The 24,879-nt window shown below is 70.4% G+C and carries 20 protein-coding genes and 2 pseudogenes; 16 read left to right on the forward strand and 6 right to left on the reverse strand.

From position 1 onward, the window contains the following. Positions 1–77: 77 nt before the first annotated feature. The 6 genes from ACK586_RS18730 to ACK586_RS18755 all read left to right on the forward strand — a co-directional run bounded on the left by ACK586_RS18730 (position 78) and on the right by ACK586_RS18755 (position 6,224). Positions 78–1,835: a copper resistance CopC/CopD family protein gene (locus tag ACK586_RS18730; RefSeq protein ID WP_409332013.1), complete on the forward strand. Its 1,758-nt coding sequence runs from the start codon at positions 78–80 to the stop codon at positions 1,833–1,835. A 160-nt stretch (positions 1,836–1,995) separates the two neighbouring features. Then, positions 1,996–2,472, forward strand: a complete 477-nt coding sequence (locus ACK586_RS18735; RefSeq protein ID WP_409332014.1) for an SRPBCC family protein — start codon at positions 1,996–1,998, stop codon at positions 2,470–2,472. 239 nt (positions 2,473–2,711) lie between these two features. Further along, positions 2,712–3,131 (forward strand): DUF6153 family protein, encoded by a 420-nt coding sequence (locus ACK586_RS18740; RefSeq protein ID WP_409332015.1) that lies wholly within the window; start codon positions 2,712–2,714, stop codon positions 3,129–3,131. Positions 3,132–3,180: 49 nt separating this feature from the next. Next, positions 3,181–3,855 (forward strand): DUF305 domain-containing protein, encoded by a 675-nt coding sequence (locus ACK586_RS18745; protein WP_409332016.1) that lies wholly within the window; start codon positions 3,181–3,183, stop codon positions 3,853–3,855. Between the two features lie 111 nt (positions 3,856–3,966). Next, positions 3,967–4,869 (forward strand): F510_1955 family glycosylhydrolase, encoded by a 903-nt coding sequence (locus ACK586_RS18750; protein ID WP_409332017.1) that lies wholly within the window; start codon positions 3,967–3,969, stop codon positions 4,867–4,869. Positions 4,870–5,705: 836 nt separating this feature from the next. Continuing rightward, positions 5,706–6,224 carry an ATP-binding protein gene (locus tag ACK586_RS18755; RefSeq protein ID WP_409332018.1) on the forward strand — a complete coding sequence of 173 codons (519 nt, stop codon included), beginning with the start codon at positions 5,706–5,708 and terminating at the stop codon, positions 6,222–6,224. Positions 6,225–6,384: 160 nt separating this feature from the next. Here ACK586_RS18755 and ACK586_RS18760 read toward each other — a convergent pair whose 3' ends face one another. Beyond that, positions 6,385–6,792 carry a four-helix bundle copper-binding protein gene (locus tag ACK586_RS18760; RefSeq protein ID WP_409332019.1) on the reverse strand — a complete coding sequence of 136 codons (408 nt, stop codon included), beginning with the start codon at positions 6,790–6,792 and terminating at the stop codon, positions 6,385–6,387. 116 nt (positions 6,793–6,908) lie between these two features. On the opposite strand from ACK586_RS18760, the gene ACK586_RS18765 reads away from it, so the two are divergent. From ACK586_RS18765 to ACK586_RS18805, 9 genes are all read left to right on the forward strand, one after another. Beyond that, positions 6,909–7,286, forward strand: coding sequence for an ArsR/SmtB family transcription factor (locus tag ACK586_RS18765; protein ID WP_409332020.1), 378 nt, complete (start codon positions 6,909–6,911; stop codon positions 7,284–7,286). A 175-nt stretch (positions 7,287–7,461) separates the two neighbouring features. Continuing rightward, entirely contained in the window at positions 7,462–7,803 is a 342-nt protein-coding gene (locus ACK586_RS18770) for an NADH-quinone oxidoreductase subunit A (RefSeq protein WP_409332021.1), read from the forward strand. Beyond that, the gene (locus ACK586_RS18775) at positions 7,794–9,077 is read left to right on the forward strand and encodes a hypothetical protein (protein ID WP_409332022.1); all 1,284 of its coding nucleotides are present in this window, start codon (positions 7,794–7,796) and stop codon (positions 9,075–9,077) included. The genes ACK586_RS18770 and ACK586_RS18775 overlap by 10 nt, the downstream gene beginning before the upstream one ends. Beyond that, positions 9,070–10,008 (forward strand): complex I subunit 1 family protein, encoded by a 939-nt coding sequence (locus tag ACK586_RS18780; protein WP_409332023.1) that lies wholly within the window; start codon positions 9,070–9,072, stop codon positions 10,006–10,008. The genes ACK586_RS18775 and ACK586_RS18780 overlap by 8 nt, the downstream gene beginning before the upstream one ends. Before the next feature lie 10 nt (positions 10,009–10,018). Further along, entirely contained in the window at positions 10,019–10,600 is a 582-nt protein-coding gene (locus tag ACK586_RS18785) for an NADH-quinone oxidoreductase subunit J (RefSeq protein WP_409332024.1), read from the forward strand. After that, positions 10,597–10,914: an NADH-quinone oxidoreductase subunit NuoK gene (locus ACK586_RS18790; RefSeq protein ID WP_409332025.1), complete on the forward strand. Its 318-nt coding sequence runs from the start codon at positions 10,597–10,599 to the stop codon at positions 10,912–10,914. Before ACK586_RS18785 ends, ACK586_RS18790 begins: the two co-directional genes overlap by 4 nt. Then, entirely contained in the window at positions 10,911–12,848 is a 1,938-nt protein-coding gene (locus tag ACK586_RS18795) for a proton-conducting transporter transmembrane domain-containing protein (RefSeq protein ID WP_409332026.1), read from the forward strand. Before ACK586_RS18790 ends, ACK586_RS18795 begins: the two co-directional genes overlap by 4 nt. A 2-nt stretch (positions 12,849–12,850) precedes the next feature. After that, positions 12,851–14,470, forward strand: a complete 1,620-nt coding sequence (locus ACK586_RS18800; RefSeq protein ID WP_409332027.1) for a complex I subunit 4 family protein — start codon at positions 12,851–12,853, stop codon at positions 14,468–14,470. Between the two features lie 5 nt (positions 14,471–14,475). Beyond that, positions 14,476–15,933, forward strand: coding sequence for an NADH-quinone oxidoreductase subunit N (locus ACK586_RS18805; protein ID WP_409332031.1), 1,458 nt, complete (start codon positions 14,476–14,478; stop codon positions 15,931–15,933). 46 nt (positions 15,934–15,979) lie between these two features. Here the strand turns inward: ACK586_RS18805 and ACK586_RS18810 are convergent, their stop codons facing one another. The 5 genes and pseudogenes from ACK586_RS18810 to ACK586_RS18830 form a co-directional block, all read right to left on the reverse strand. After that, the gene (locus tag ACK586_RS18810) at positions 15,980–16,429 is read right to left on the reverse strand and encodes an MFS transporter (protein ID WP_409332034.1); all 450 of its coding nucleotides are present in this window, start codon (positions 16,427–16,429) and stop codon (positions 15,980–15,982) included. A gap of 100 nt (positions 16,430–16,529) precedes the next feature. Then, a pseudogene (locus ACK586_RS18815) lies at positions 16,530–17,069 on the reverse strand (MFS transporter); the annotation flags it as partial. 70 nt (positions 17,070–17,139) lie between these two features. Next, positions 17,140–17,367: pseudogene (locus ACK586_RS18820) on the reverse strand (mercury(II) reductase); the annotation flags it as partial. A gap of 102 nt (positions 17,368–17,469) precedes the next feature. Next, positions 17,470–22,230, reverse strand: a complete 4,761-nt coding sequence (locus tag ACK586_RS18825) for a DEAD/DEAH box helicase (protein WP_409332028.1) — start codon at positions 22,228–22,230, stop codon at positions 17,470–17,472. A 188-nt stretch (positions 22,231–22,418) separates the two neighbouring features. Further along, positions 22,419–23,561: a site-specific integrase gene (locus ACK586_RS18830; RefSeq protein ID WP_409332029.1), complete on the reverse strand. Its 1,143-nt coding sequence runs from the start codon at positions 23,559–23,561 to the stop codon at positions 22,419–22,421. A 413-nt stretch (positions 23,562–23,974) separates the two neighbouring features. On the opposite strand from ACK586_RS18830, the gene ACK586_RS18835 reads away from it, so the two are divergent. Further along, a complete protein-coding gene (locus tag ACK586_RS18835) occupies positions 23,975–24,817 on the forward strand; it encodes a tyrosine-type recombinase/integrase (protein WP_409332033.1) in 843 nt (280 codons plus the stop codon). The last annotated feature ends 62 nt before the right edge of the window (positions 24,818–24,879 follow it).

Consider the following 24,879-nt stretch of genomic DNA (forward strand, 5'->3'; position numbering starts at 1 on the left):
CGCGGGCGCGCGCCGCCCCCCCGACCCCCCGCCCCCCCCCCCCCCCCCCCCCCCCCCCCCCCCCCCCCCCCCCCACGGTGCTGGTCCTGTTCGCCGCGCTCGGTCTGGGGCTGCTCGCTGACATCGTGACCGCGCGGCCGGCGCTGGCCCACGCGGAGCTCGCGAGCACGACGCCGGCCGAGAACGCGCGGCTCGCTGAGGCGCCCTCCGAGGTGACGCTGACGTTCACCGAGCCGGTGTCCCTGGGCTCCGGCCACGCCCGGGTGATCAACGCGCGAGGGGAGCGCGTCGATACAGGCGACGCGTCGTCGGACGGCGCGGTCGTCGAGATCCCGCTGAGTGCTGGCCTGCCCGAGGCCAGCTACGTGGTCAGCTACCGCGTCGTCTCCGCGGACTCCCACCCCATCTCGGGTGCCTATGCGTTCGTGGTCGGCGATGGGGAACTGGTCCCGGCCGGATCCGTAGAGGCCGGGGAGGACACCGACCCCGGGGTGGGCGCGGCCCTGCCGGTCGCTCGGTGGGTCGGCTTCGCAGGTGTCGCGCTGGCCATCGGCGTCCCGGTCTTCCTCCTGACCAGCTGGACAGGTGGATGGCGTGACCGGCGGATGCGTCACCTGGCCACCAGCGGCCTCCTGGCGACCGCTGTTGGCACCCTCCTCACCTTCCTGCTGCAGGGGTCCTATACCGCGGGCCGCGATCTTGGGGCGGTCCTCGACCCGGGACTGATCTCGGCCACGGCGTCCTCGGCATTCGGGATCGCCCTTCTATTCCGATTCGCATTCGCACTGCTCCTCGGCGTCGTGCTGGCGTTGGCGTGGCGGCGACAACGGGCGCCGTCTCGTCCGCTCGTGATCGCCGGCGCGCTGGCTGCCGGCGGCGTGGTCGTCACGATGGCCGCCGTGGGGCATCCGGTCGCGGGACCGTGGCCTCCGCTCGCCGTGGCCAGCACGGCGGTGCACGTCGCCGCGATGGCGGTGTGGTTGGGCGGGCTGACTGCGCTGCTGTGCGGGGTGCTGCGTCGCGGCACTGCGACGGCGGACGTGGCCACCGTGCTGCCGCGCCACTCCCGCGTCGCGTTCGCGGCGGTCGGCGCTCTCGTCGTCTCGGGCGTCGTTCAGTCGGTCCGGGAGGTCGGCACACCGACTGCGCTGTTCGGTACGACGTACGGGCGGCTGCTGATGGCCAAGCTCGCGCTCGTGCTGCTGCTCCTGGCCGCGGCGGGGATCTCCCGCGTCTGGGTGCAGCAGTACCTCGGCGTCCACCGGCGTTCCGCGCGGGGTCGCGTCACCGCTCACGCGTTCGCCGCAGGAACGCTGGACGAGTCCGGGGTCGAGGCTGCCGAGGCCAGGCAGGAATTGCTGGCACGAACGGCTCAGGACGAGGTTCCGGCGCTCCGACGATCGGTTCTCGTCGAGATGCTGGTGGCGGTCGCCGTCCTGGCTGTCACCGCTGTCCTCGTCGGCACGCCGCCCGCCCGAGCGACGGTCGCCGAGCCGGTGGACGTCGTCCTCCCTCTGGTCGGGGACCAGGGCTCGACCGTGGCCGGCTCGCTGCAGGTGACGGTCGACCCGGCCGCTATCGGGGCGAACACCCTGCACGTGTATCTCTTCGACGAGTCGGACCAGCTCACACAGCCGCAGGGCATCCGGGTGACCCTGACCGAAGCCCAGCAGGAGATCGGCCCGCTGCAGGTCGAGCTCCTGCCCGGCGGACCGGGGCACTACATCGGGGACGGGATGACCATCCCCTCGGCCGGAACCTGGACGCTTACCGTCAGCGTGCGCCTGGACGAGTTCACGGCCACCACCGCGAGCACCGACTTCCCGGTCCGCTGACCCGACTGCGCCGCGTGGGTGCCGGAAATCGCGGTACGAGACCGGCGCTGGCCGAGCGCGCACCTACTATGCTGCTTCGTATCCGGGAGCCGGCGCCCAGCGGCGCCGCCTCAAGGCGACGTGGTGTGCGTGCTGGCAGAGGAGCGTTGCGCTGACGACCGTGACCAGGTCTCGCGAGATCGCCCACCCGCGCCCGCTGATCTGGCGCGCCTTGACCGAACTCCGCCCCTACTGCGCGGTGTGCGACGTCTCTTATGTCTTCGAGCCGGCGGGGGAGGAGGAGCCCCGAGGCCTCGACCTCGGCGTGTCCTTCACATGTGTCAGCGGCCGGCTCGACGGCGCTGAGCCGCCTTCGACCGCACCCCGTGGCGAGATCACCGACTGGGAGGAGGGGACCTGCTTCGCCTCCCGGCTGGAACTCACCCCCGAGAGCTGGCTGACCCGCGTCCACCTCCAGGACGCCGACAATGGCGGGACGGTCGTGACGATCACTCTCACTTGGCACCCGAAGGTGGGCAGTCGCCTGGTCCACCTGACGCAGCGGCGAAGTCTGCAACGACTGCTCGAGGAAACGGTCGAGCTGGAGTTGGCCCGCGTGCCGGACCACGTGCGGCAAGTCGGCCCTGTGGCCGACTGAGTGACAACCGTCGGGCGGAACCTCTGACAGTCCGCCGGCGGGCAGCCTGAACCACCAGCGAGATCGTAAGGGTCGGCTAAGAGCGTCGGAGGAGAGAAGACCCGGCCCAGGGTCCGAATTGCGGACGCCGATGACGACGGCGTTGACGTCTTACCAACCGGCCTTCCTTCGACCTCTCCGCGACCCCGGATGCTCTACTACAGGGGGTAGTACGCTTGCGGCGAGCGGAGGGAGGCGCGGTGAGGCAAGCGTGGATCTTGTTTCTCCTCGCTGCAATGTTCTCCATGCACGGCATCTCCTCCCTGCCTCGCGACGCCGGAATGCCGGAGGGGCGTGTGGCCCACGAGCCGGCGATGGCGCTAGCCGCGGATGGCATGGCCCTCGACGCGGCCATCATGGCTGCAGTCGTGGACGAACCGATGGACGGCTCGGCGACGACTGACCACGACGAGCCGGGCCATGGCATGCCAACACACCTGTGGTCCTTCTGCCTGGCCGTCCTCATGGCCGGTGCGGCCTTGGTCGGGCTCGTCCTGATAGCCCGGGCTTCCCCTGCGGAGCGGATGCTCTCCGAGGTGGGGTGCATCCGCCGACCTGCCGGCCTGGTCCCCATCCTCCGGCCGCCAGACCTCTCAGCCCTCTGTCTCCTGCGGATTTAGGCCGAGCGCTCAGACGGACGCGCGGTCCTGCCGGGGTCCGTCTGCGCACGTGCACGCCTTCACCGCAGCCAGACAGGAGATCCACCCAATGACTCGAACCACTTCTCGACGCATTCGCCTCGCCGGCGGTCTGCTCGCGAGCACCCTCATCGTCGCTGCCTGTTCAGGTGGCGATGACGACATGAGCGGGATGAGCGGCATGGACTCGTCGTCCGAGTCGTCATCGGCGGAGTCCTCCGCGGAGTCGGCCGACTTTAGCGACGCGGACGTCATGTTCGCCCAGCAGATGATCGTCCACCACCAGGGCGCCGTCGAGATGGCCCAGCTCGCGGAGGAACGTGCGGAGAACGCACAGGTGCTCGACCTCGCCAACCGCATCGAGGCGGCTCAGGGGCCGGAGATCGAGATTATGACCGGCTGGCTCGAGGACTGGGGCAAGCCGACGACCGCCGAGGAATTAGGGGACGCGGGCGGCATGGATCACGGCGGCATGGAGATGTCGTGGGAGGACATGGCCGCCCTCGAGGCCGCGTCCGGCGCCGAGTTCGATCGGATGTTCCTAGAGATGATGACCGAGCACCACCGCGGAGCGGTGGACATGGCGGAGATCGAAGTCGCCAACGGTCAGAACGCCGAAGCGGTGGCCCTGGCTCGGGCGATCATCGACTCCCAAACCGGGGAGATCGAGGAGATGCAGGGTCTGCTGGGCACACTCGGCGGCTGATGCGACTGGGTGGCGCTACGCGAGGGCGTAGCGCCACCCCTCCGCTCCCCACGCCTGCGTGTCGGGTGGGACGCCCTTACCGCTTCTCAGCTGCCCGGCCAGGAGGCCTCCATGTCAGCGCGCATGCCGGACCGGATCCTGTCGATCCGACTCGCCACCGCCGCCCTGATCCTGTCAACCGCCGTACTCGCCGGCTGCTCGTCCGGCGACGGCGACGGCGACGGGCGGGAGTCCCGCGACCACGCGCAGGGAACCGTGCCGGCGGGGATTCTCCCGCCCGCGCACGTCCATGGGGTCGAGGTCGACCCGGCCGACGCGGGTGCCGTGCTGTTGGCCACCCACGACGGTCTCTTCCGCGTGGACGACGGTGCGTCGACCCGAGTCGGCCCCGTGATCGACCTGATGGGTTTCACCGTGGCCGGACCGAATCGGTATCTGGCCTCGGGGCATCCTGGGCCGGGCGTCGATCTGCCTCAGCCGGTCGGGCTGATCGAGTCGACCGATGGCGGTCGCACCTGGGAGCAGTTGTCCCGTCAGGGCGAATCGGACTTCCACGCCCTGACCGTGAGCACGGCGGGGGTGCTCGGCTACGACGGCTCACTCATGCGCAGCTCCGACGGCTTGGAGTGGGAACAGCTCACGATCCCTGCCGTGCCTGCCTCTCTTTCTGCGTCGCCCGACGGGGGCGAGATGCTGGCCGCCACGGCGGAGGGGCTGTTGCGGTCGGTGGACGGCGGAGTCTCGTGGAGCCCGTCAGAGGGAGCTCCGCCGCTCCAGGTCGTCGACTGGGCGACAGACGGGACGGCGGTCGTAGGTGTCGACCCGTCCGGAGGTGTGTGGTCGAGTCCCGACGGTGGTGCGACCTGGCGGCAGGGGCCGCAGGTGGGACCCGCGCCTCAGGCGGTCGGCGCGAGCGGGTCCGGAGAGGCGGCGCGCATTGTCGTCGTCACGGCCACTGGCCTCCTCGAGTCCACGGACGGTGGGCGGTCATTCGCCGTCGTCCTCGACCGTTGAGGGCCTCGGCGAGGTGCTCGCCCGGCACGTCACCCAGCTGGCCTCCGGGCGACGACCGGAATGGGTGGGGTGAGCCGCCGACGGGGTCGGGTCCTTCGGCTGGGTCTCCAGCATCTGACCGGCAGCGCTCATGCGCTCTCTGCCCTGACCGGCCAGGGAGCGGATCGATCACAGTCGCCACCGGCCTCCGCGGCCGGCCGACTTCACAACGGCGCTGACTAGTAGTCCGCTGATGGTGCGAGGACCTGCCCGCGTCGGTGGCGCGACACGACGCTCCCTGGGCCGCGCGGCCGACCATCGGCGGGAGGGGCCTCACCGGACTCCTGCGGATGTCGGCTCGCCGTGACCGTGCTCGTTCGACTCGTCACTCTTCTTCGTCGCCATGAGTCCGAACCCCGTTCTGCTGTCGTCGGTGGGAGCGATTGCGCATGTCGCGGACTCCGTCGCCACGACATCGTTCGCCGCATCCGGTGAGGGCGCATGCGCCCGGGTGCCTCGGCGACGGTCGACGCGGACGTCGGGCCCGTGTGCGGGCGTGTTGGTCATGCAAGGTCGTCCGCCTGTCCGTACGGTCGTACGGACAAACCCCACGAGCCGGTTCGGCCGTCGGTCCAGGTAGTGGTGCACCCGCCGCCGAGCCGGGCTGGACGAAAGCAAGCGAGGTCGGTGGATCGGACACTGCTCAGGTGTCGGAAGATTGCCCTCGTGGTCGTCGCTGCGGATATTTCCGGGGCGACGCTCTGGCAAGACCATTCCGGTGGCTCCGTTCTCAGACTGTCGCCGGCCAGCAGAGAGCCGAGGCCCGGGCGGGCTGAGCTCGACCCGGGAAGAGGTCCATGAGCGAGCCGATATGGGGCCGGCGGCCGCCGCCGCACACCAGCCCCGCGGACTCCGTCGCCGTCTGGGACGGGCGGCCTTGCACTCTCGCCGACGTCACCGAGTTGCGCCTGCTCCTGCGGGAGGGGCTGGCTGATGCCGCCCGCCGCGGTGACGCCGACGACGCGGACATCGAGAGACTGCTGCTGGTCTTCGAGGAACTGACCTCCAACGGTCTGCGGCACGGGCAGACGCCGGTGCGGGTCGTGGTCACCACCACTGCCTGCGGGTGGCTGATCGACGTGAGCGACGCCGCAGCCGACCGCCCGCCCATGCTGGCCGTCGGCCGGGACGCTGCCCAGGGTGGGTTGGGTCTCTATCTCGTCGCCCGGCTCAGTGCCGCGCACGGCTGGATGGTTGAAGACGACCGCAAGCACGTGTGGGCCCGGCTCGATTACGCGTCCCGCAGCGTGCCCGTTCCGGCGCCTCCGCTGCCCCGGCCTCGCGACGAGACGACGGGTCGGAGCCAGTTCCAGTAGCGGCAGGCTGCCCGACGCCCAGGCCACATTGCGGTGGCAACCGAGGCGCCGTTGTGTCAGCGTTCTTGCGTCGAAACAGATGTCGCCACCGCACGCGGGGGTTTCGGAGCGCCCGAACCCGCACAGCGGGGTGTCGGGCGCCCCGTCGGCCCGTGGTGGGTCAGCCCAGTGAGGTGATGAGATCCCGGCAGGCTTGCTCGCAGCGCCGACATGCTTCGGCGCAGACGCGGCAGTGCTCGTGCATCGAGGCGTGGCTCTCGCACTCGTCACCGCATGCCTTGCACGCAGTGGCGCAGGCCTCGAGCACCGCCCGGGTGAGGTTGGCGTCGTAGCCGGTGTGCCGGGAGAGCACGCGGCCGGTGGTGTCGCAGATGTCGGCGCAGTCGGTGTTGGACCGGATGCACGTCGTCAGCTCGGCGACCATGTCCTCACTGAGACAGGCGTCGGCGCAGGCGGTGCAGGCCTGCGCGCACTCGAAGCAAGCCTCGATGCAGGCGAGGAGCTTGCTCTTGTCCACCCCGCCGAGGTCCTTGGGGTAGGTGTCGAGCATCTGGGCTGCCACGGTCATGGTGGTCTCCTCGTCGTCCTGGCGCCGGCTGGCCTCGGTGCCGTCCGGAGCTGTCGCCGCGCGTCGGGGCTACCCGTAGATCCGTACGGGTATGGGTGAATTGGAGGTGTTTCTCGATGTCCGAGCCTGACCACGCCCATCCGGTCGACCCTGAGCGAGTCGAACACGCACGTGCCCGACTGCCCAGCCGCGACGAGGCTGCCCAGCTGACCAGCGTGCTGAGCCTGATGGCTGACCCCACCCGAGCCCGGGTCCTGTTCGCTCTCGACATGGTCGAGGAGTTGTGCGTCGGCGATCTTGCTCTGGCCCTGGAAGCCAACGAGGACGCTGTCGGCTACGCACTTCGGCTACTGCGCACGGCGGGGTTGGTGACGAATCGGAAGCAGGGGCGCGTCGTGTACTACCGCCTGGCCGAGGGGTTCCCCGAGCCCCTGCGGGAGCACTGCCTGCGCCAGTTGGTCGTCCTCTCGGAAGCGGCGCCGGACGACGACTGACGGTGGCGCGTCGGGGTGCGGAGCGGTTGTCGCGAGTGGGTGGTCGTCGTCGCGCGAACGTTCTCGGCCGGCCCTACAGTCAGCCACACCCGGACGGTCGTCCGGATGTCAGTGCGGTGTCCCGGCTCAGTCCCGGCCGTTCCCGTCAGCATCTCCGTGAGATGAGGAGGGCGCCATGGTTGCTCTGCTTTCGCTGGCGGCACTGGTAGCGGCCGGGATCGTCGGGCTGTACGCGCTGTCGTCGGCGCTGCGAAGCGCCCGGGAGCCCGCCGCCGTCCTGCCGTACGAGTCGGGCCTGCTCCCTCAGCAGCACGCCGTCTCCCGCTACCACGCGCGGTGGTACGCGATCACGGTTCTCTTCCTCGCCTTCGACATGGAGATGATCTTCATGTACCCGTGGGCCGTTGTCGTCGCGGACATGGGGGCACAAGCGGTCGTCGAGATGTTCGGTTTCCTCGCCGTCCTGCTCGTCGGTGTCACCTACGTCTGGCGTGAAGGTGCGCTGCGATGGACGTGATCGCCCGACTGCGCAACTGGGCGCTGGCCCGGCCGCGGGTGCTGCTCGTGGACGTCCCCGGCACGACGATGCTGCGGTGGTCCGTCGAGGCCGAGGTGGACCGGCGCGGCTGGCGACGCGCTGTGTCGCCCGCAGACACCGATCTTCTGGTCGTCCTGGGCCTCCCCGGACCGGACCTCGCAGAAGCCGTCGACGTGCTGTGGAGCCAGGTCCCCGAGCCGCGGCATCGGATGGACGTGCACCACTCCGGCGAGGTCGTCGTCGCGCTCGACACGGGTCGGGACACGCTGATCCGGCGGGCCGGCGGGGAGATAGACGCAGACGACCGGCCGTCGCCGGCCTCGCTGCTCGGCAAGGACCAAGACGCCGACCATGAGGGCATGGGCCACGGGGGTGGTCATGAGGGCATGGGCCACGGGGGTGGTCACGAGGGCATGGGCCACGGGGGTGGTCACGAGGGCATGGGCCACGGGGGTGGTCACGAGGGCATGGGCCACGGGGGTGGTCACGAGGGCATGGATCACGGCAGTGGTCACGAGGGCATGGATCACGGCAGTGGTCACGAGGGCATGGACCACGGCATGCACGGGGGCATGGACCACGGCATGCACGGGGGCATGGACCGCGGCATGCACGGGGGCGAGGTAGCCGGGCTGCCGATGGCCTCGACCGGCCCCGACCGGGACGGGCTCCAGCTCGACGTCCTCAAGGTGGTGCTCGGGCCGGTGCTGCCGGGCTGGCCGACGGGCCTGGTCCTGCGGGCGGACCTGCAGGGTGACGTCCTGACCTCCGCTGAGCTGGCCTGGCTCGACGCCGACACCCTCCCAGCCGCGCAGCCGCATTCCGGCTCCCAGCCAGCCGCGCTCGACCGGCTCGCCCGCTTCCTCGATGTGGCCGGCTGGCCGACCGCTGCCCGCGACGCCCGCTGTGCCCGGGACGGGTTCACCGTCGACGGGTTCGCCCAAGGGGCAGCGCAGCGGCTCGCCGAGGCCGTGGCGCGGCGAGTGCGCCGGTCGCGGGTCCTGTCGTGGACGGCCGGGGGCGTCGGGCAGGCTGCGTCGGAGCGCGGTTCCGGTGGAGGTGTCCTGGACCGCGTTAGGCGCTGGTGTGACACCGCGTCGGGGCAACCGGTCGACGAGCCGCCCGCCATCGCACTGGATGACGTCGCGGCTCTGGTGGAGGGCGCGGAGATCGGGAGCGCGCGGCTGATCGTGGCCAGCCTCGACCTTCTCCCCGTGCCCGCGGCGTCGGCTCCCGAGCACGCGCATGCCTGAGCAGACCTTGGCGGAGATGTGGGGCGTGGTGCCCGCGGTCCTCGGAGTCGTGGCGGTCGGTCTGGTGCTGGGACTCGTGGTGGCGGCAGTCGACCGCGCCGTCGTCTCCGGTGCACCGGGAGCGGCTGTCGAGCCGATCCGCTCGAGCGCGAGCCTGCTGGTGGAGCAGCGGCGGACCACACTGGCCCCGGATCGGTTCCTGTGGCGGCTGGGCTGCGCAGCGGTGCCGACGCTGGCACTGCTGTCGCTGGCCGTCGTCCCGATCGGCGGGCGGACGCTGTGGTCGACCAGTGCTGACCTCGTGTGGTTCAACGCCATGGAGGCGCTGCTGTGGGCGGCGGTGTGGCTGGTCGGCTGGGGTCCCAACGCCGTCCACGCCTTGACCGGCGGCTACCGGTTCCTCGCCCAGGGGCTGACCTACGAGCTGCCGCTGATGTTTGCGCTCATCACGGCCGGCCTGGCCGCCGGATCGCTGCGGACGACGGACATCCTCGCCACCCAGGAGCACCTGTGGTTCGTGGTCACGATGCCTGTCGCCTTCGGAGTCTTCGTGGCCAGCGCCGCGGCCTTCGCCTTCTGGGGGCCGTTCGCAGCACCCGCCGCGACCGACATCGCCGGCGGCGTCACCTCCGAGTTGTCCGGGGTGGACCGGCTGCTGGTCGAGGCCGGTCGCGCCGTCTTCCTCGGCGCGAGCGCGGTCATGTCGGCGGCGTTGTTCCTCGGCGGCGACTCGGGCCCCTGGCTGCCCGGCCCGCTGTGGCACCTGCTGAAGACCCTCGCCGTCGTCGCCGCTCTGGTCTGGGTGGGACGACGGATGCCGGTGCTGCGGCCGGACCGCACGGTGGAGGTCGGCTGGATGGTCCTCGTCCCGCTGACGTTGCTGCAGGCGCTGGTCGTCGCCGTGCTCGTCCTGAACGGCTTCTACGCGTGAGGAGGAGCCGATGCTGAGCGAGCTCTCCGGCTGGGCGATCACGGCCGTCGCCGTCCTCGGTGTCCTGTCGGTCGCCGCGGGGGTCGCCGTCTTCGTCGTCGACTCGATGGCCAGGGCGACCTTCGCCCTGCTGGCGTCGTTCCTCGCGGTGGCGGGCATCCTGCTGGCCCTGGACCTGGTCTACCTGGCCGTCGTGACGGCGCTGATGATGACGATCGAGATGGCGATCATGGCCGTCTTCATGATCATGTTCATGATGAACCCGGCCGGGCTCATGCCGATGACGATGGTGCACAACGCCAAGGGCTCGGCCTTGATGGGTGCGGGTGCGTTCGTCGTCCTCACCGTCGGGATCTGGACGAGCGACTGGCCGACGCGGGAAATGTCCCGGCCGGTCGACAGCACCCGCCAGCTCGGCGAGGCGATCATGGGCAGCCACATGCTGGTCATGCTGGTGATCGGCATGGCGCTGTTCGCGACGATCCTGGCCGGCACGGTCCTGGCCACCGCCCGTGGCCGCTACGACCGCTTCGGTCCCGGTCTGGACGCCGAGCGTCCGGATGACCCGGTGCCCGGGGGGCTGCCGCGATGAGCGCCGAACTCGTGCTGCAGATCGTGCTGACCGTGGCCGCCGCCCTGGTGGGCGTCGGCCTGTTCGGCGCGCTGTCCCAGCAGTCGATCGTCATGGTGATGATGGGGCTGGAGCTCGTCCTCAACGGCGTGCTGCTGGCCGGGGGAGCGGCCTGGTACTTCCTCGCGCCGGAGCTGCCTGACGCCCAGGTGCTGGTCGTCGTCGCGCTCGTGGTGATGGCGGTGGAGATGGCGATGGGCTTCGCCGTCACCGTCGCCATCTACCGGGCCCGACAGGTGGACATGGTGGACATGGCCACGGACCTGCGCGGATGAGCGCCGTCCTCGCGGCCCTGGTGCTGGTCCCCGCCCTGACCGGGACGGGGCTGCTGGTGACCGGGCGGCGGGCCGACCGCACCGCCGGTCCGGTCGCCGTCGGGGTCACCGGCGTCGCGGTCGTCCTCGCGGCCCTCGTGGCGGCTGCCCGGCCGAGCATTTCGATGCCGTTCCTCGGCATTGTCGAAGGCGGAGACCTGCGGCTACTCGTCGACGGGCTCTCCGCGATCCTCGTGGTGCTGGTCGCGGGGATAGCCCTGCTGGTCACCGCCTTCGCCGTCGTGGACCTGCCGGGGGATGCGGCGCGGGCCCGCTTCTTCGGCTACCTGCTGCTCTTCGTCGCGGCGATGCTGGCCACGGTCACCGCGGCCACGCTGCCGGCGCTGCTGCTGGCGTGGGAGGTGATGGGCGCGACCTCCTTCGCGCTCATCGGCTTCCGGTGGGAGGAGCCGGGCAAGCTGGCCGCCGGCACCCGGGCGTTTGTGACCACCCGGGCCGGCGACCTCGGTCTGTACGTCGCCGCCGGAGCCGCGCTCGCCGCCACCGGCAGCCTGGCCCTGGCGGACCTCGGCACCGCGACCGGCGGCTGGGCGGACGCCGCCGCCGCGGGCGTGCTCGTCGCCGCGCTCGGCAAGTCCGCGCAACTGCCCTTCTCCGCCTGGCTCTCGGCCGCGATGCAGGGCCCCAGCCCGGTCAGCGCCCTGCTGCACTCGGCGACCATGGTCGCCGCCGGCGGGTACCTGCTCATCCGGATGCAGCCCCTGTTGGCGGCGACGGGCTGGGCCGCGACGGCGGCGGCGTGGGCCGGTGCGCTCACCGCACTCGTGCTCGGCGCAGTGGCCGTCGCGCAGACCGACCTCAAGCAGCTGCTGGCGGCCAGCACCGCCGCGCAGATCGGGTTCGTCATCCTCGCCGCCGGGGTGGGCGCCACCGCGGGCGGCACGGCCCAGCTCGTCGCGCATGCCGCGGTCAAGGCCGGCCTGTTCGTCGCCGCCGGCGCGTGGCTCACCGCGCTGGGCACCAAGCAGCTGGCCGGGCTGCGCGGTGCGGCGCGCCGGTACCCGGGAATCGGCTCTGCGGCCACCGTCGCCGCCCTCGCGCTGGCCGGTGTGCCGCCGCTGTCGCTGTGGGCCACCAAGGACGAGGTGCTCGCCGGGGTCGACGGGACGGCGCTGAAAGTGGTGGGCCTGGCCGCCGCCGCGGTCTCGGCGGTTTATGCCGGTCGGATCCTGGCCGTCGTCCTCGCTCGGCCGGCGGGGGAGGAGGCCTTCGGCACCGACGAACCCGGTACCCGCCGCGTCCCGGTGCCGACCACCGCCGTCGCCGGTGTGCTCGCCGTGTTCGCAGCCGGCCTTGGGGTGCTCGCGCTGCCGGTCGTGGCCGAGGAGCTCAAGGCGGTTCTCGGCGCCGAGGGGGAGTCTTCCCCGGGACTCGGGCAGTTGCTGTTCTCCGGGGCGCTGGCGCTCGTCGTGCTCGGGGTGACCGTCGCCGCTGTCCATGCATATCCCACGGTTGTGGAGCAGCTCTCCCGGAGCCCGCTCGGTTCGTGGGCCGGGCTGGGCCGGTTGCTGTCCCCCCGGCCGGCGCTGGCGCTGGCTCGCGCGCTGGCCACCGTGGACGATCGGGTCATCGACCGCGCGGTCATGGGCATCGCGGCCGGCGGACGCCGGCTCGCAGGTCTCACGGCGCGGGCCGACGACGGCATCCTGGACCGTGCGGTGTCCGGCGTCGCCACGGCCACCCGTCGGACCGCGGCCGGCTCCGCACGAATCGACGACGGATTCGTGGACGGCGCCGTGCGAGCGACCGCGAACGCGTTCTGGCGCGCGGGTAGCGCCGCCCGCCGTCCCCAGACCGGGCTGCTGCACCAGTACTACGTCCAGGCCGCCGCCGGTCTGGGCGCCCTACTCATCCTCCTGCTCGTGGTGAGGTAGCCGTGCTGCTGACCGTCGTGATCTTCCTGCCGCTGGTAGTCGCCGGCGTGCTGCTGGCCGCCCCCGGGCTCAGCGGCCGCGCCGCCATCGGGCTGTGGGTGGCGGCCTCCACCGTCGACCTGGCACTGGTCGGCTGGATGTGGTGGCGCTTCGAGCCGGGCGAGGGCGCCTCGGGAGTCGTCGACGGTCTGGCGTACGAGGCCGACCTGCAGTGGATCCCCACCGTCGACGCCGGCTACCACGTCGGCGTCGACGGGCTTTCCCTGCCGCTGCTGGCCCTGACCGGGGTGCTGTTCCTGGCCTGCGCGATCTACTCGCTGCGCGAGCCGGACCGGCCGCACACCTACGCCGCGCTGTTCCTGTTCCTGCAGACCGCCTGCATGGGCACGTTCGCCTCGCTGGACCTGATCCTGTTCTTCGTCTTCTTCGACCTGTCCATCGTCGGGATGTACTTCGTCATCGCCGGCTGGGGCCACGGCAACGCCCGGCGCAGCGCGCTGAAGTTCTTCCTCTACACCTTCATCGGGTCGCTGGCCCTGCTCGTGGGCTTCATCGGCCTGTTCCTCGGCAGCGAGGAGCGCACCTTCGACATGGTGGCGCTGGCGGAGAACCCGCCGCTGGCGGACTCCCCGGTCGCCGGCGGCCTGGTCCTGCTGGCGATCGGTCTCGGGTTGGCGGTGAAGACGCCGCTGTTCCCGTTCCACACCTGGCTGCCCGACGCGCACACCGACGCCCCCGCCGCCGGATCGGCCATCCTCGCCGGCATCCTGCTCAAGCTCGGGACCTACGGCTTCGTGCGGATCGCCATGCCGATCCTGCCCGACGCCTGGCAGCGGTGGGCGATGGTCGCCGTCGTGGTCGGGGTGATCAGCGTGCTCTGGGGAGCCTTCGTGGCGCTGGCTCAGACCGACGTGAAGCGGATGATCGCCTACACCTCGGTCAACCACATGGGCTACGTCCTGCTCGGCCTCGGCGCCGCCGGCCTCGTGGCCTCCGCCGATGAGGGGGCGCGGACCGTGGCCACGGTCGGCGCGATGTACCAGATGGTGAGCCATGGCCTCCTCACCGGTGCGCTGTTCCTGCTCAGCGGGTGGCTGTGGTCCCGCGGGCACACCTACGCCTTCGACCGCTGGGGCGGCCTGGCCCGTCCCGCGCCGGTCTTCGCCGCCTGCCTCGCGGTTGCCGCGTTCGGCTCTTTGGGGCTGCCCGGGTTCTCCGGGTTCATCGCCGAGTTCCAGGTGTTCACCGGGGCCCTGCAGGCCGCGCCGGTGGCCACGGTGATCGCCGTCGTCGGCATCCTGGTCACCGCCGGGCTATTCCTCGTCGCGCTGCAGCGACTGCTGAGCGGCGACACGGTCGCCCCGAAGGAGGCGGACGCCGGCCCGATGACGGAGACCGACCAGGTGGGGGAGGCCCCGGCTCCGGCGCGGGCCGGTGGCGCCCCCGCGGCAGTCGCTACCGAGGCCCGGACGGCGACCCGAATCCGCGACCTGCGCGGCCACGAGGTGGTCTCGATCGTCCCGCTGCTGGCACTCGCCCTGGTCCTCGGGTTGTTTCCGCGCGTCCTTCTCGACGTCCTCGAGCCGGCCGCCATGGCGGTGGTGGAACTGGTGGCCCGGTGACCGGCATGTCCGGGAGCGGGGAGGCCTGGTCGGCGCTGTTACCGGAGGCCCTGCTCCTGCTGGGCGCGGTCGGCGGGCTCCTGCTGGGCCTGTGGACCCCGCAGCAGCGGCAGTGGCGGGTCCGGCTGCTGGCCACCGCCGCCTGCCTGGCCAGCGCGGTCGCTGCTGCGCTGGCGCTCCCCGGCCCGGCCGAACGGGTCTTCGACGGCACCTGGGTCATCGACACCACCACCGGCGTCGTCCGCATCGTCGTCGCGCTCGGTGTGGCCGTCCTGGTGTGGCTGGCAGCGCCATCGGTGGCCGGGCAACCCCGGGAGACCGAGGCCTACGTGCTCATGCTGCTCGGCGCGCTCGGCAGCATCGCGCTGGCCGCCAGCGGCGACCTGCTACTGCTCGTCGCCGCCTACCTGCTGGCCAGCGTCCCGCTCTACGCCCTGGCCGGCTTCGCCAAGGACTCGCCCGGGACCGAGGCGACGATGAAGTACTACCTGATGGGCGCCTTCGTCGGTGTCCTCCTACTGGTCGGCGTCGCCGCCCTGGTGCTCGCCTCCGGTACCACCGGCTACCTCGACCTTGCCGCGCTGCTCCCGGAGGCCTCACCCGCCCTGCTGGCGGTCGGCGTCCTCGGCGTCCTCGCCGGCGTCGCCTTCAAGGCCGGTGCCGTCCCGGTGCACTTCTGGGTCCCCGACGTCACCGCCGGCACCCTGCCGCCGATGGCCGGCTACATCACCACGATCCCCAAGATCGGCGCGGTCGCCGCGGCCTTCCGCCTGGTCGCCGAGCCCTTCGCCGACATCCCACTCGACGTGCCCCTGCTGGTGGCCGTCATCGCGGTGGCGAGCATGACCCTGGGCAACCTGGCCGCCTTCACCCAGACCGACGTCCTCCGACTGCTGGCCTACTCCACGGTCAGCCAGGTCGGCTACCTGTTCATGGTCGTCGCCGTCGCAGCCCGGACCGACCTCGCCGTCCCGGCCCTCGCGATCTACTTGGCCGGCTACGCCGTCACCAACATCGGTGCCTTTGCCGCCGTCGCCGCCACCCCGGCCGCCAGGACGATCACCGACTGGGCCACCGCCGTCGGACGCCACCGCTGGATCGTGGTCAGCCTCGTCGTCTGCCTGCTCGGCCTGGTCGGGACCCCGCCCACCGCCGTCTTCATCGGCAAGCTTGCCGTGTTCACCGCAGCGTGGGACGGCGGACTCGCCTGGCTGGTCGTCGTGGCTGCCGTCAACACGGTCGCCAGCCTCTTCTACTACCTGCGCTGGATCGCCCCTGCCTTCGCGGGCGTGCCCGTCACATCATCCGGGGCCGAGGTCGCTGCGGGGCCCGGTGCAGGAATAGACACAGCGCAACGGACGAGCCCCGGCATCCCGGCCGCCATCCTTCACACGTCCGCTGTGGGTTCCCTGGTGCTCGGTCTCGGGGCGGGATGGTGGCTTGCCCTTGCGCTGCCCTCCTAGCAGACACGGCCGTCCCTTCTGACGGGTCAGGCCCGGCTTCAGGAGGTCAATCGGCGTCCGCTCTCGGGCCTTCCTCACCTTGCTGCGCGGCGGGGCTGGTGGCACGGCTCGCCGCGAGGCCGACCGCAGCGGCGAGCAGCAGCAGGACGCCGCCGAGGTAGTGGACGGCGCGGATGCCGAGGGTGTCGGCGAGCAGGGCGCCGACACCGAGGCTGGCCAGGCGCCCGGCCTGCCACAGCAGGTCCATGAGCGCGAAGACCCGCCCGCGCGTGCGGTCGGTGACGTGCGACTGGAGGAGGCTGTTGAACGTGACCGCGCCGGTGGACGTGCCGACGCCGTACACGGCCAGCGTGGCGGCGGCGACCGGCAGGGAGCGGATCGAGGCGAGGACCAGATCGACCACGCCACGGAGCGGGTAGGGGGCGAACACGTACAGCGGGCGGCGGGGGTCGGGGATCAGCCGCAGCAGCAGCGTGGGCCCGAGGGCGGCGCCCACGCCGATCGCACCGACGAGGATCCCGTAGGCGTTCGCCGGCGCCCGCGTGCTCGGCGGCCAAGACGACGAGCAGGGCACTGGTGGCGCCAGCGGACACGGCGGCCAGCAGCTGCCCGATGGCCAGGGCCCGCAGCAGCCGGTCGCGTCCGACCAGGGCCACGCCGTCACGGGCCTCGACAAACAGCCGGCGGCGACCGACCTCGCGCGGCGGCCCGATCAGCCGCAGCCCGCGTAGCACCAGCGCCGACACGAGGAAGCTCGCGGCGTTGACGCCGAACGCCCAGCCCGGGCCGACCAGAGCGACCAGACCGCCGGACAGCGGCGCGAGAACGATCTGCGACAGCACAGCGGCCGTCCACGTCGCGCTGTTGGCCGCGATGATCTCGCGGTCGTCCACGACGGAGGGCAGCACGCTGTCGGCGGCCGGGTCGAAGAACGCTGCTCCGGCCGACAGCCCGAAGGCGACCGCGTAGACGACGACCGGGTCGTCGTGCCAGACCACCAGCACCCCGGCGAGGACTGCGCGGAGGGTGTCGGCGCCGACCATCACGCGGATGCGGGGCAGTCGGTCGACGATGACGCCGGCCAGCGGGGCGAGCAGCAGTACCGGGACGATCTCGGCGACGACGACGCCGGCCACGCCCAGTCCCGAGCCGGTCAGCCGGTAGATCAAGATGGCCAGGGCGACGAAGCCTTGCCCGATGTCGCCGCTATGCGCCGCAGCTCGTCGGCAGGGATGAGCGGAACAGCCCGGCGGCGATGCGCAGCGCCTCGGCCATCGACAGGTCCGGCGCCCGCGTATCGGTCAGGTCGTCGACGGTGAGCCCGACCTTGATGGCGTAGGTGGCGGCGAGCATCACATCGCCGGCGCCGTCGAGGACGGCGTGCAGGCTCAGCGCCCGGCGGGTGTGGACGTCGATGACCAGCTTGGGCGCGCCGCGGGTGTCCCGGCACTGTGGATTCCGGACGGCCGCCCGATGGGTAAGAACGGACCGTCCAGGTCACCACGAGCCGTCGCGAACGGAGCCTCGTTCACCGCGTCAGGTTGCCGGCCGGACGTCGAGCGGCGGCAGGCCGTCGACGACGCGCACCGTCTCCAGCGAGACGGTCACGATGCGGGCCAGCAGGTCGAGGATGTAACGCGGGTCGCCGACCTCCCGGGACCAGTCGTTGGGGTCGTTGACGATGCCCGACGCCTTGTCGGTCTTCACCCAGTAGCGGTCGATGATCCACTCGATCGCCGAGCGGCTGCCCAGCGTGTACCGGTACGCCTCCTCCGGGATGCCACGCAGCGTGATTCGCTCGTTGTAGAGGATCACCGACCGGTCGTTCCGGGCGCCTTCGGCCTTCTGTTCCGCAGTGGGCTTGCCGAAGCCCATCTTCTTGTCAGGGACGGCAAAGAACGCGTAGTCCGCCTCCCCGCCGGGACCGGTGATGTCGAGCCCGTCGAGCGGGTACGGCTCGACGGTCTCGTAGCCCAGGTGCAGTGCGGCCAGCCGCTTCCCCGCGTCGGCGAAGGCGCGGAAGTTCGCGGCGAACGGGATGCGGGGCAGCATCTTTTTCAGGTCCGCGGCGTAGGTCTCCCGGTATTCGGATGAGTGCAGCAGGCCGTAGACGTAGTCGAAGACGTCGTCCTTGCTGATCGACTCGCCCGGGTATGCCACGGTAAACCCCGCAAGGGCCTCGTCGGTGATGTTGTCGATGCGCCGGTAGCCGTCGACCACCTCACCATCACCCTGGACGTCGAACATTCCAGACTCGTCGACCTTCTCGTACCGCCACCGAGCGAGAAATTGTCCCGCGTTTGATCCGAAAAACGCGATGTCTGGCACGCAATCGAGCGCCATGGCTGTAAATGGCTTATCCGCGCCCGGATTGAGGATGTAGAACCCGCGGTTCGGTGTCGAACGGCGGGGAAACAGCTCGAACTGTCGCGACACGCTGTCGTTCAGGTTCCGATTGAAGTAGAGGTGTTGTTTCAGGAAGGGCCGATAGGAGCCGATGCGATGTGAATCCAAGGACACTGCCAGCGGTGCCCTTTTTTGGAACTGGTTCCTGAGCGATCGACTCCAGCTGATAGCCGTGGGGTCATTGTTTGGTTCTCCTTCCGCAACCGACTTTGAGTAGTTCGCGACAAGCCGACTGACGTTTGCAGCCAGCGATTCCGCGGACGAGTTGTGCGCCCACGCATCCCGATTCGTCTTCACCCCGTCGCCGAACGTATGGAAAATGCCAGCCTTCGGGTCTCGCTTCGAGCCGACCGGCATCCACTCCGTGAATCCGTCACTTCGCTGGCTCAGCCAGTCGCCGTGCTCATTCGGCAGGATTGTCACCATGTCGAGGTTGCGCAGGCTCCCGGCCTCGCGAATCCGAACGAGCTTCTGCTCGCGGCTCAATTCGTCATCGACTTGGGCGTACTGGACACCGGCGGCACCGAGGCTTGCGACTCGTCGCACCAGGACGGTGACTGCGACGGTGGCTTGACTGCCCCCCTCGAAGATCTTCCCACCCTCTGCTCGCCAGTTGGCTCTTCTCTGATTGCCACGGAGGTTGAAAACATGGATGGCCGAGAACTCATCGGCGAGAGACCTGCGCATCCCGTCGGCGGAATTTGAGTCCAAGAATCCGCCGTTGGTCACAAAGGCAACAATGCCGTGGTCCCCAATCCGCAAGGAGGCCCACTTGATCGCACGGATGTACGAGTCGTACAGCGAGTTCTTGTTGATTGCCGTCGAGCGGGCTGCATAGGTGTCCCGGATCGCTGCGTCCAGCGTCGGATACTTCTCGTTAGCATTGTCGTCGTTCGCGCTGTCCTGGCCGGCCGAGTATGGCGGATTACCGACAATCACCTGGATGGGCAACTGTTTTTGCCGCTTCAGCCGCTCGTTGTTCTCCGGGATGACGTCGATGTCTTGCTGGTCATTGTCCTCCCACGACTGGAAACTGTCAGTCAGCACGAGGCCGGGGAACGGCTGCGGCAGCCCGTTGAGCTCCTCGAAGGTGGTTTCAATGTTCGCCGCGGCGATGTAGTAGGCGAGCAGCAGGATCTCGTTGGCGTGCAACTCGTTGGCGTACTTGCGGGCCAGGTCGTGCGGTTCGATCAGGCCGCTCTGCAGCAGCCGCACCAGGAAGGTGCCGGTGCCGGTGAACGGGTCGAGCACGTGCACGCCCTCGTCGGTCAGCCCCTGGTCGAACTCGGCGCGCAGCACCTCGTCGGCCGAGCGCAGGATGAAGTCGACGATCTCCACGGGCGTGTAGACGATGCCGAGTTTCGCCACGGTCTTGGGGAACGCAGTGGCGAAGAACTTGTCGTACAGCTCGACCAGCACCCGCTGCTTGCCGGCGGCGTTGTCCACCCCGGCGACCCGCTTGCGCACGGTGTCGTAGAAACCCTCCAGGGTTTCGTTCTCGGCGCCGACCGCGTGCGCGTCGAGCACCGCCAGCATGTTCTCCATCGTGCGGGCGACCGGGTTGCCGGCCAGGAAGCTGGAGTGGGCGAACAGCGCCTCGAACACCGGGCGGGTGATGAGGTGCTGGGCGAGCATGTCGATCGCGGCGTCGTCGGTGATCGAGTCGTTGAGGTTGCCGCGGAGCCCGGCGACGAAGTGCGCGAACTCGTCGGCAGCCGGCCCGGGTGAGGCGAGCAGGCCCTTGATCCGGGTGACGTGCGCGGCGGCAATGTCGGCGATGTCCTTCGCCCAGGTCTCCCAGTACCGGCGCTCGCCGACCTTGGCCACGATCCGCGCGTACATCGCGTCCCGGAACTCGTCGGCCGGGAACTCCAGCAGCAGCTGCTCGGTGGATTTCCCTGCCGGCTGGTCCGGATCGGGCACGGTCACGCCGTCGCCGTCCGTGGGATCACTGATCGTGACGATTTCGATCTTGTCGGGCTTGTGCTTGTTCAGCTCGATCTGGTTGACCAGCGCGGAGAACCGGTCGTCGTGGCTGCGCAGCGCCTGCAGCACCTGCCAGACGACCTTGTAGCGCTCGTTGTCTCGCAGCGCCTCCTCGGGAGCGATACCGGCGGGCACGACCACCGGCAGTACGATGTAGCCGAGTTCCTTGCCCGGTGACTTGCGCATCACCCGGCCGACGGACTGCACGACGTCGACCTGGGAGCCGCGCGGAGTGAGGAAGAGGACGGCGTCCAGCGCCGGTACGTCCACGCCCTCGGACAGGCAGCGGGCGTTGGTCAGCACGCGGCACACCCCCGCGGGGGGCGACTCCTTCAGCCAGGCCAAATGGGTGTTGCGCTCGTGCACCCCCATCGTGCCGTCGACGTGCGCGGCTTGGACGCGCAGCCGCGGCCGATCGTCGGGGGCGTCGATCTGCGCGCGGTCGGCCAGGTCAGGGAACGCCGTCGCGGCGGCTTTCGACGCCTTGATGTGCTGGGCGAAGGCGACCGCGGTCCGCATCGGCGCCGTACCGGCGGCTGACGCATCGCCATCGGTCGCCCCCGGGCCGAAGTTCTTCGCCAGGCCGTTCCAGCAGCCGATCAACTTGGCAGCCTGGTCGAGCTGGATCTCGCCGGAGTTGGCCATGGCCTGCTGGAAATTCTCCGCCACATACTTCTCGTCGACGGCCAGCACGAGCACCTTGTAGTCGGTCAGCAGGTCGGCCTCGACGGCCTGGCCGAAGCCGAGCCGGTGCAGCTCCGGCCCGAAGACCTCGGCATCACCCATGTCTGCCAGCACCGCGTCGGCGTCAGTGGCCTTGCGCTTGACCTCGTCACCGAAGACACGCGGGGTCGCGGTCATGTACAGCCGCTTGGTCGCCTTGAGGGCGTCGGCGTCGTGCACCCGGACGAACGCGGACTCGTCCTTGTCCGCGACGGTGACCCCGGTGGTGCGGTGCGCCTCGTCGCAGATCACCAGGTCGAACCCCGGCAGACCGAGCTCCTGGGCCCGGATGACCACGTCGATCGACTGGTAGGTGGAGAACACCACCCGCATCCGCTCGGCGGCGTGCGTGCCCTGCTCGAACCGGGCCAGCAAGGTCTGCGGGTCGGTCGAGGCCGGCTCGGTCAGGTCGATCGGCAGCTGGTCGGCGTCATCCGAAGGTGCGCGCCGGCCCACCCGGACGTCGGAGCAGACCGCCAGCGCCCGGATGTCGACCTCGGCGTTGGCCATCCACTCCCGCAGGCTCTGGCTCAGCAGTTGAATGCTGGGGACCAGGAAGAGCACGGTGCCGCCGGCGCCGACCAGCTCCTCGGCGATCCGCAGGCTGGTGAAGGTCTTGCCGGTGCCGCAGGCCATCACCAGCTGACCGCGGTCGTGCTCGGCGAGGCCGGCGCGGACGTCGTCCAGCGCCTTCTGCTGGTGCGGCCGAAGCGCCTTCTTGCCCGTCGGGACGACGATCTGCGGCGTCGCCCAGGAGAACTGCGACCAGTCGATCGCGGCGTCGGCGAGGTAGCCGATGTCCACCCGCTGCGCGACCCCGCCGGTCAGCGTCTCCTCTGCGTTCGCCGACCAGCCCGCGGCGGTATCGAACACGATCCGCTTCGTGAACTGCTGCGAGGCCGAGGCGGAAACGAACGAGTCGATGTCGGCCTTGGCGACCGTGCGACCCGGGCCGTAGAACTTGCACTGGATCGCGGTCAACCCGCCGTCGTCGGCATTGGCGGCGACCAGGTCGATGCCCGTGTCCGGGCGCCCCTCACGCCCCGGCCACTCCGACCACATCCACACGTTCGAGAACCGCGCCGTCCACTCCGGGTCGGTGGTCAGGTAGGCGCGGATCAGCTGCTCGAACTTGCTGCCCTTGTCCCGTTCGTCGAGGGCGTCCTCGCGGAGCTGGTCCAAGACAGCGTGAATGGTCCCCGTCACGCTTCGCATCCTGCCGCACAGGACGGCGGGGATAGCTCAACCTCCCACGGGCCGGTCCCCAGGCTCGCGATCGTCATCCACGAGGGATGCGTTCCAGCTGTCATGGCCAGCTTGGGGGCACAGGGCTCTCGCGGTATCCGTATAGCTCCCTTGGTGAGCGGGACTTAAGTGCCCAGCGTCTCAAGGACGGCGGCGGCGCCGGTCGTCGCGACCTTCCGTCCGAAGTAGACGTCGGTGGTCATGGAGGTGTTGGCATGACCGAGCTGGTCGGCCGCAGCTCTGGAGGAGAGCCCGGCCTGATCCATGAGGGTCGCCACGGTCTTCCGAAAGATGTGCGAGGTCAACCAGTCAAAGCCAGCAGTGGTGAAGGCCTCGCGCAGATCGGCCTGGGTGTTGGAGGGGTCGCGCCAGCCACCCAAGGGGGCGGGGAAGACTGGGTGGTTGCCCGGGCCGATGCCGTCCAGGTCGAGGCGCGAAGCGCGCTCGCGAAGCATGGCGACGCACCAGAGGGGCAGCGCGAGGGTGCGGGTCCCGGCGTCGGTCTTGGTCGTCTTCACGACGAGGCCCTGGCCTCGGACTCGAACGGCGGCGGCCCGCACCTCAACCGTCCCCGCCCCGAGGTCCACGGCATCCCAGGCCAGGCCGCAGGCCTCTCCGATGCGGAGCCCCGTGGCCATCAGGAAGGCCACCAGGTCTGGCAGATCCCGAGCGATCGCCCGGTCGTCGTAGGTGAGCGCGGCCCGCAGCTGTCGTAGCTGCGGCACGGTGAGCGCGCGTGGCGCCTTCTTGGGTCGGCCGTTCAGCGGGCCGAGGGCTCGTACCGGATTCTGTGCCAGGGCGTCATGACGCGCGGCCAGCGTGCACATGCCCGACAGCACCGAGCGGCACATCCGAGCAGTGGCGACCCCGTGCTCGTCGGCGATCCCTCGCAGGTGCCGGTCGAGGTTGCCGACGCTGAGCTCTCTGACCCGCAATTGCCCGAAGCGGGGCAGGATCTGCCGGTCGAGGCGGTCGCGGTAGGCCTGCATGGTGATGGGGGAGAGGTCGGCCAGCCCGGCGTACCAGGCCTCGGCCAGGATCGAGACCCGGGACTCGGCGCTGATGTCACCGTTGGTCTGCTCGCCGGCGCGGTCCCGGAGAGCTGACTTCAGTGCCCGTTCGGCGGCCGCCCGTGTCTTGCCGTGCCGTTCCAGCGCCCGCGTGCGGCCGTCGTAGCCGCGAGCCAGGGTGCAGGCCCGGTATCCGGTGTCGGTCTTGTAGAAGCGAATGGTGCCGTAAGTGCCCAGTCCCAGCGGTGGTCGCCCCATGGGGCCGCAGCTTACCCACGCTTTACCCGCAGAAAATGGCGGCCAGCACGGGTGTGGAAGGGCGTCCTCGAGTGTGGACGAAACAGCAAAGACGCAGGTGAAAGGGCAGGGGTGGTGCACGGAGGCGTGTCAAGGTCAAACCTGACCGCGTAATCGCAGGGTTACTGGTTCGAGTCCAGTCGGGGGAGCACAACCCCCACTCTGATCAGGAAAAGCCTCGGAATCGCGCCGTCTGGCATTGACCTGTTGGACTTGCTCTGCATCACTTACTCATCACAAACTGATGAGGGTGGTGTCCCATGGGACGACCTCCGCAGCCGGTCGGAACGCACGGGAAGATCCACTTCGTCGATCAGCCGAGCGGCGAGATCCAGGCCCGCACCCGGTTCCGTGACTACGACGGCCGCGTGCGGATGGTGACCAAGGTCGGCCGGTCCCGGGCAGCCGCCGAACGTGCGTTGAAGGCCGAACTGAGCAGCCGGCAGACCGTTCCCGGCGGAGCCGGGATCGCCGCCGCGACCCGCCTGACCGTGCTGGCCGATGCGTGGCTGGAAGCCGACCACGGCTGGTCCACCGGCACCCAGCGCACCTACCGGTCGGTGGTCAGCAAGCAGGTGAAGCCGGCCTTCGGCCAGCTGTGCATCCGCGAGGTCACTCCCGGCGTGGTCAGCCGGGCGCTGTCGGCCATCGCCAAGAGCAGCGGCCCGGGCGCGGCCAAGACGGCGCGGGCATGCCTGTCAGGGATGTTCGCCATGGCGATCCAGGACGGTGCCATCGCCGCGAACCCCGTCCGCGACGCCAGCGCCAAGATCACCTCGAGCCGCCGTGCGCCGCGCGCACTGAGCTCGGCGGAGACGCGTCGGCTCGTCGACCTGTTCTCGACCAGTGACCGCGCGGGGGGCCTCGACCTCCCCGACCTGGTCGACTGGATGCTCGCCACCGGATGCCGGATCGGAGAGGCGCTGGCACTGCGCCACGGCACCGGCGGCGACGGAAAGCCGCTTCTGGACCTTGAGGCCCGGACCTGGGAGGTCAACGCCACCGTGGTCCGCGTGCCCGGTGCCGGCTTGACCATCCAGCCGCGCCCCAAGACCACCGCCGGCTGGCGCGGCATCGCCCTGCCCGACTTCGCCGTCGACATGCTGCGCGACCGGCGACACAAGGCCCGCCGCTACGCCGGTACGGACGTCGTCTTCGCCCCGCCGCTGTCCGGTGCCTTTGAGGTTCCCCCGAGACCGCGGAGGCATCAGCTATAAGGGGTAGCGATGCCAGAGATCCGCAAGAAGTACGACCGGGAGTTCCGTGACGGGGCGGTCCG

This window comes from Trujillonella humicola, from assembly GCF_046233715.1.
Lineage (GTDB): Bacteria > Actinomycetota > Actinomycetes > Mycobacteriales > Geodermatophilaceae > Trujillonella > Trujillonella humicola.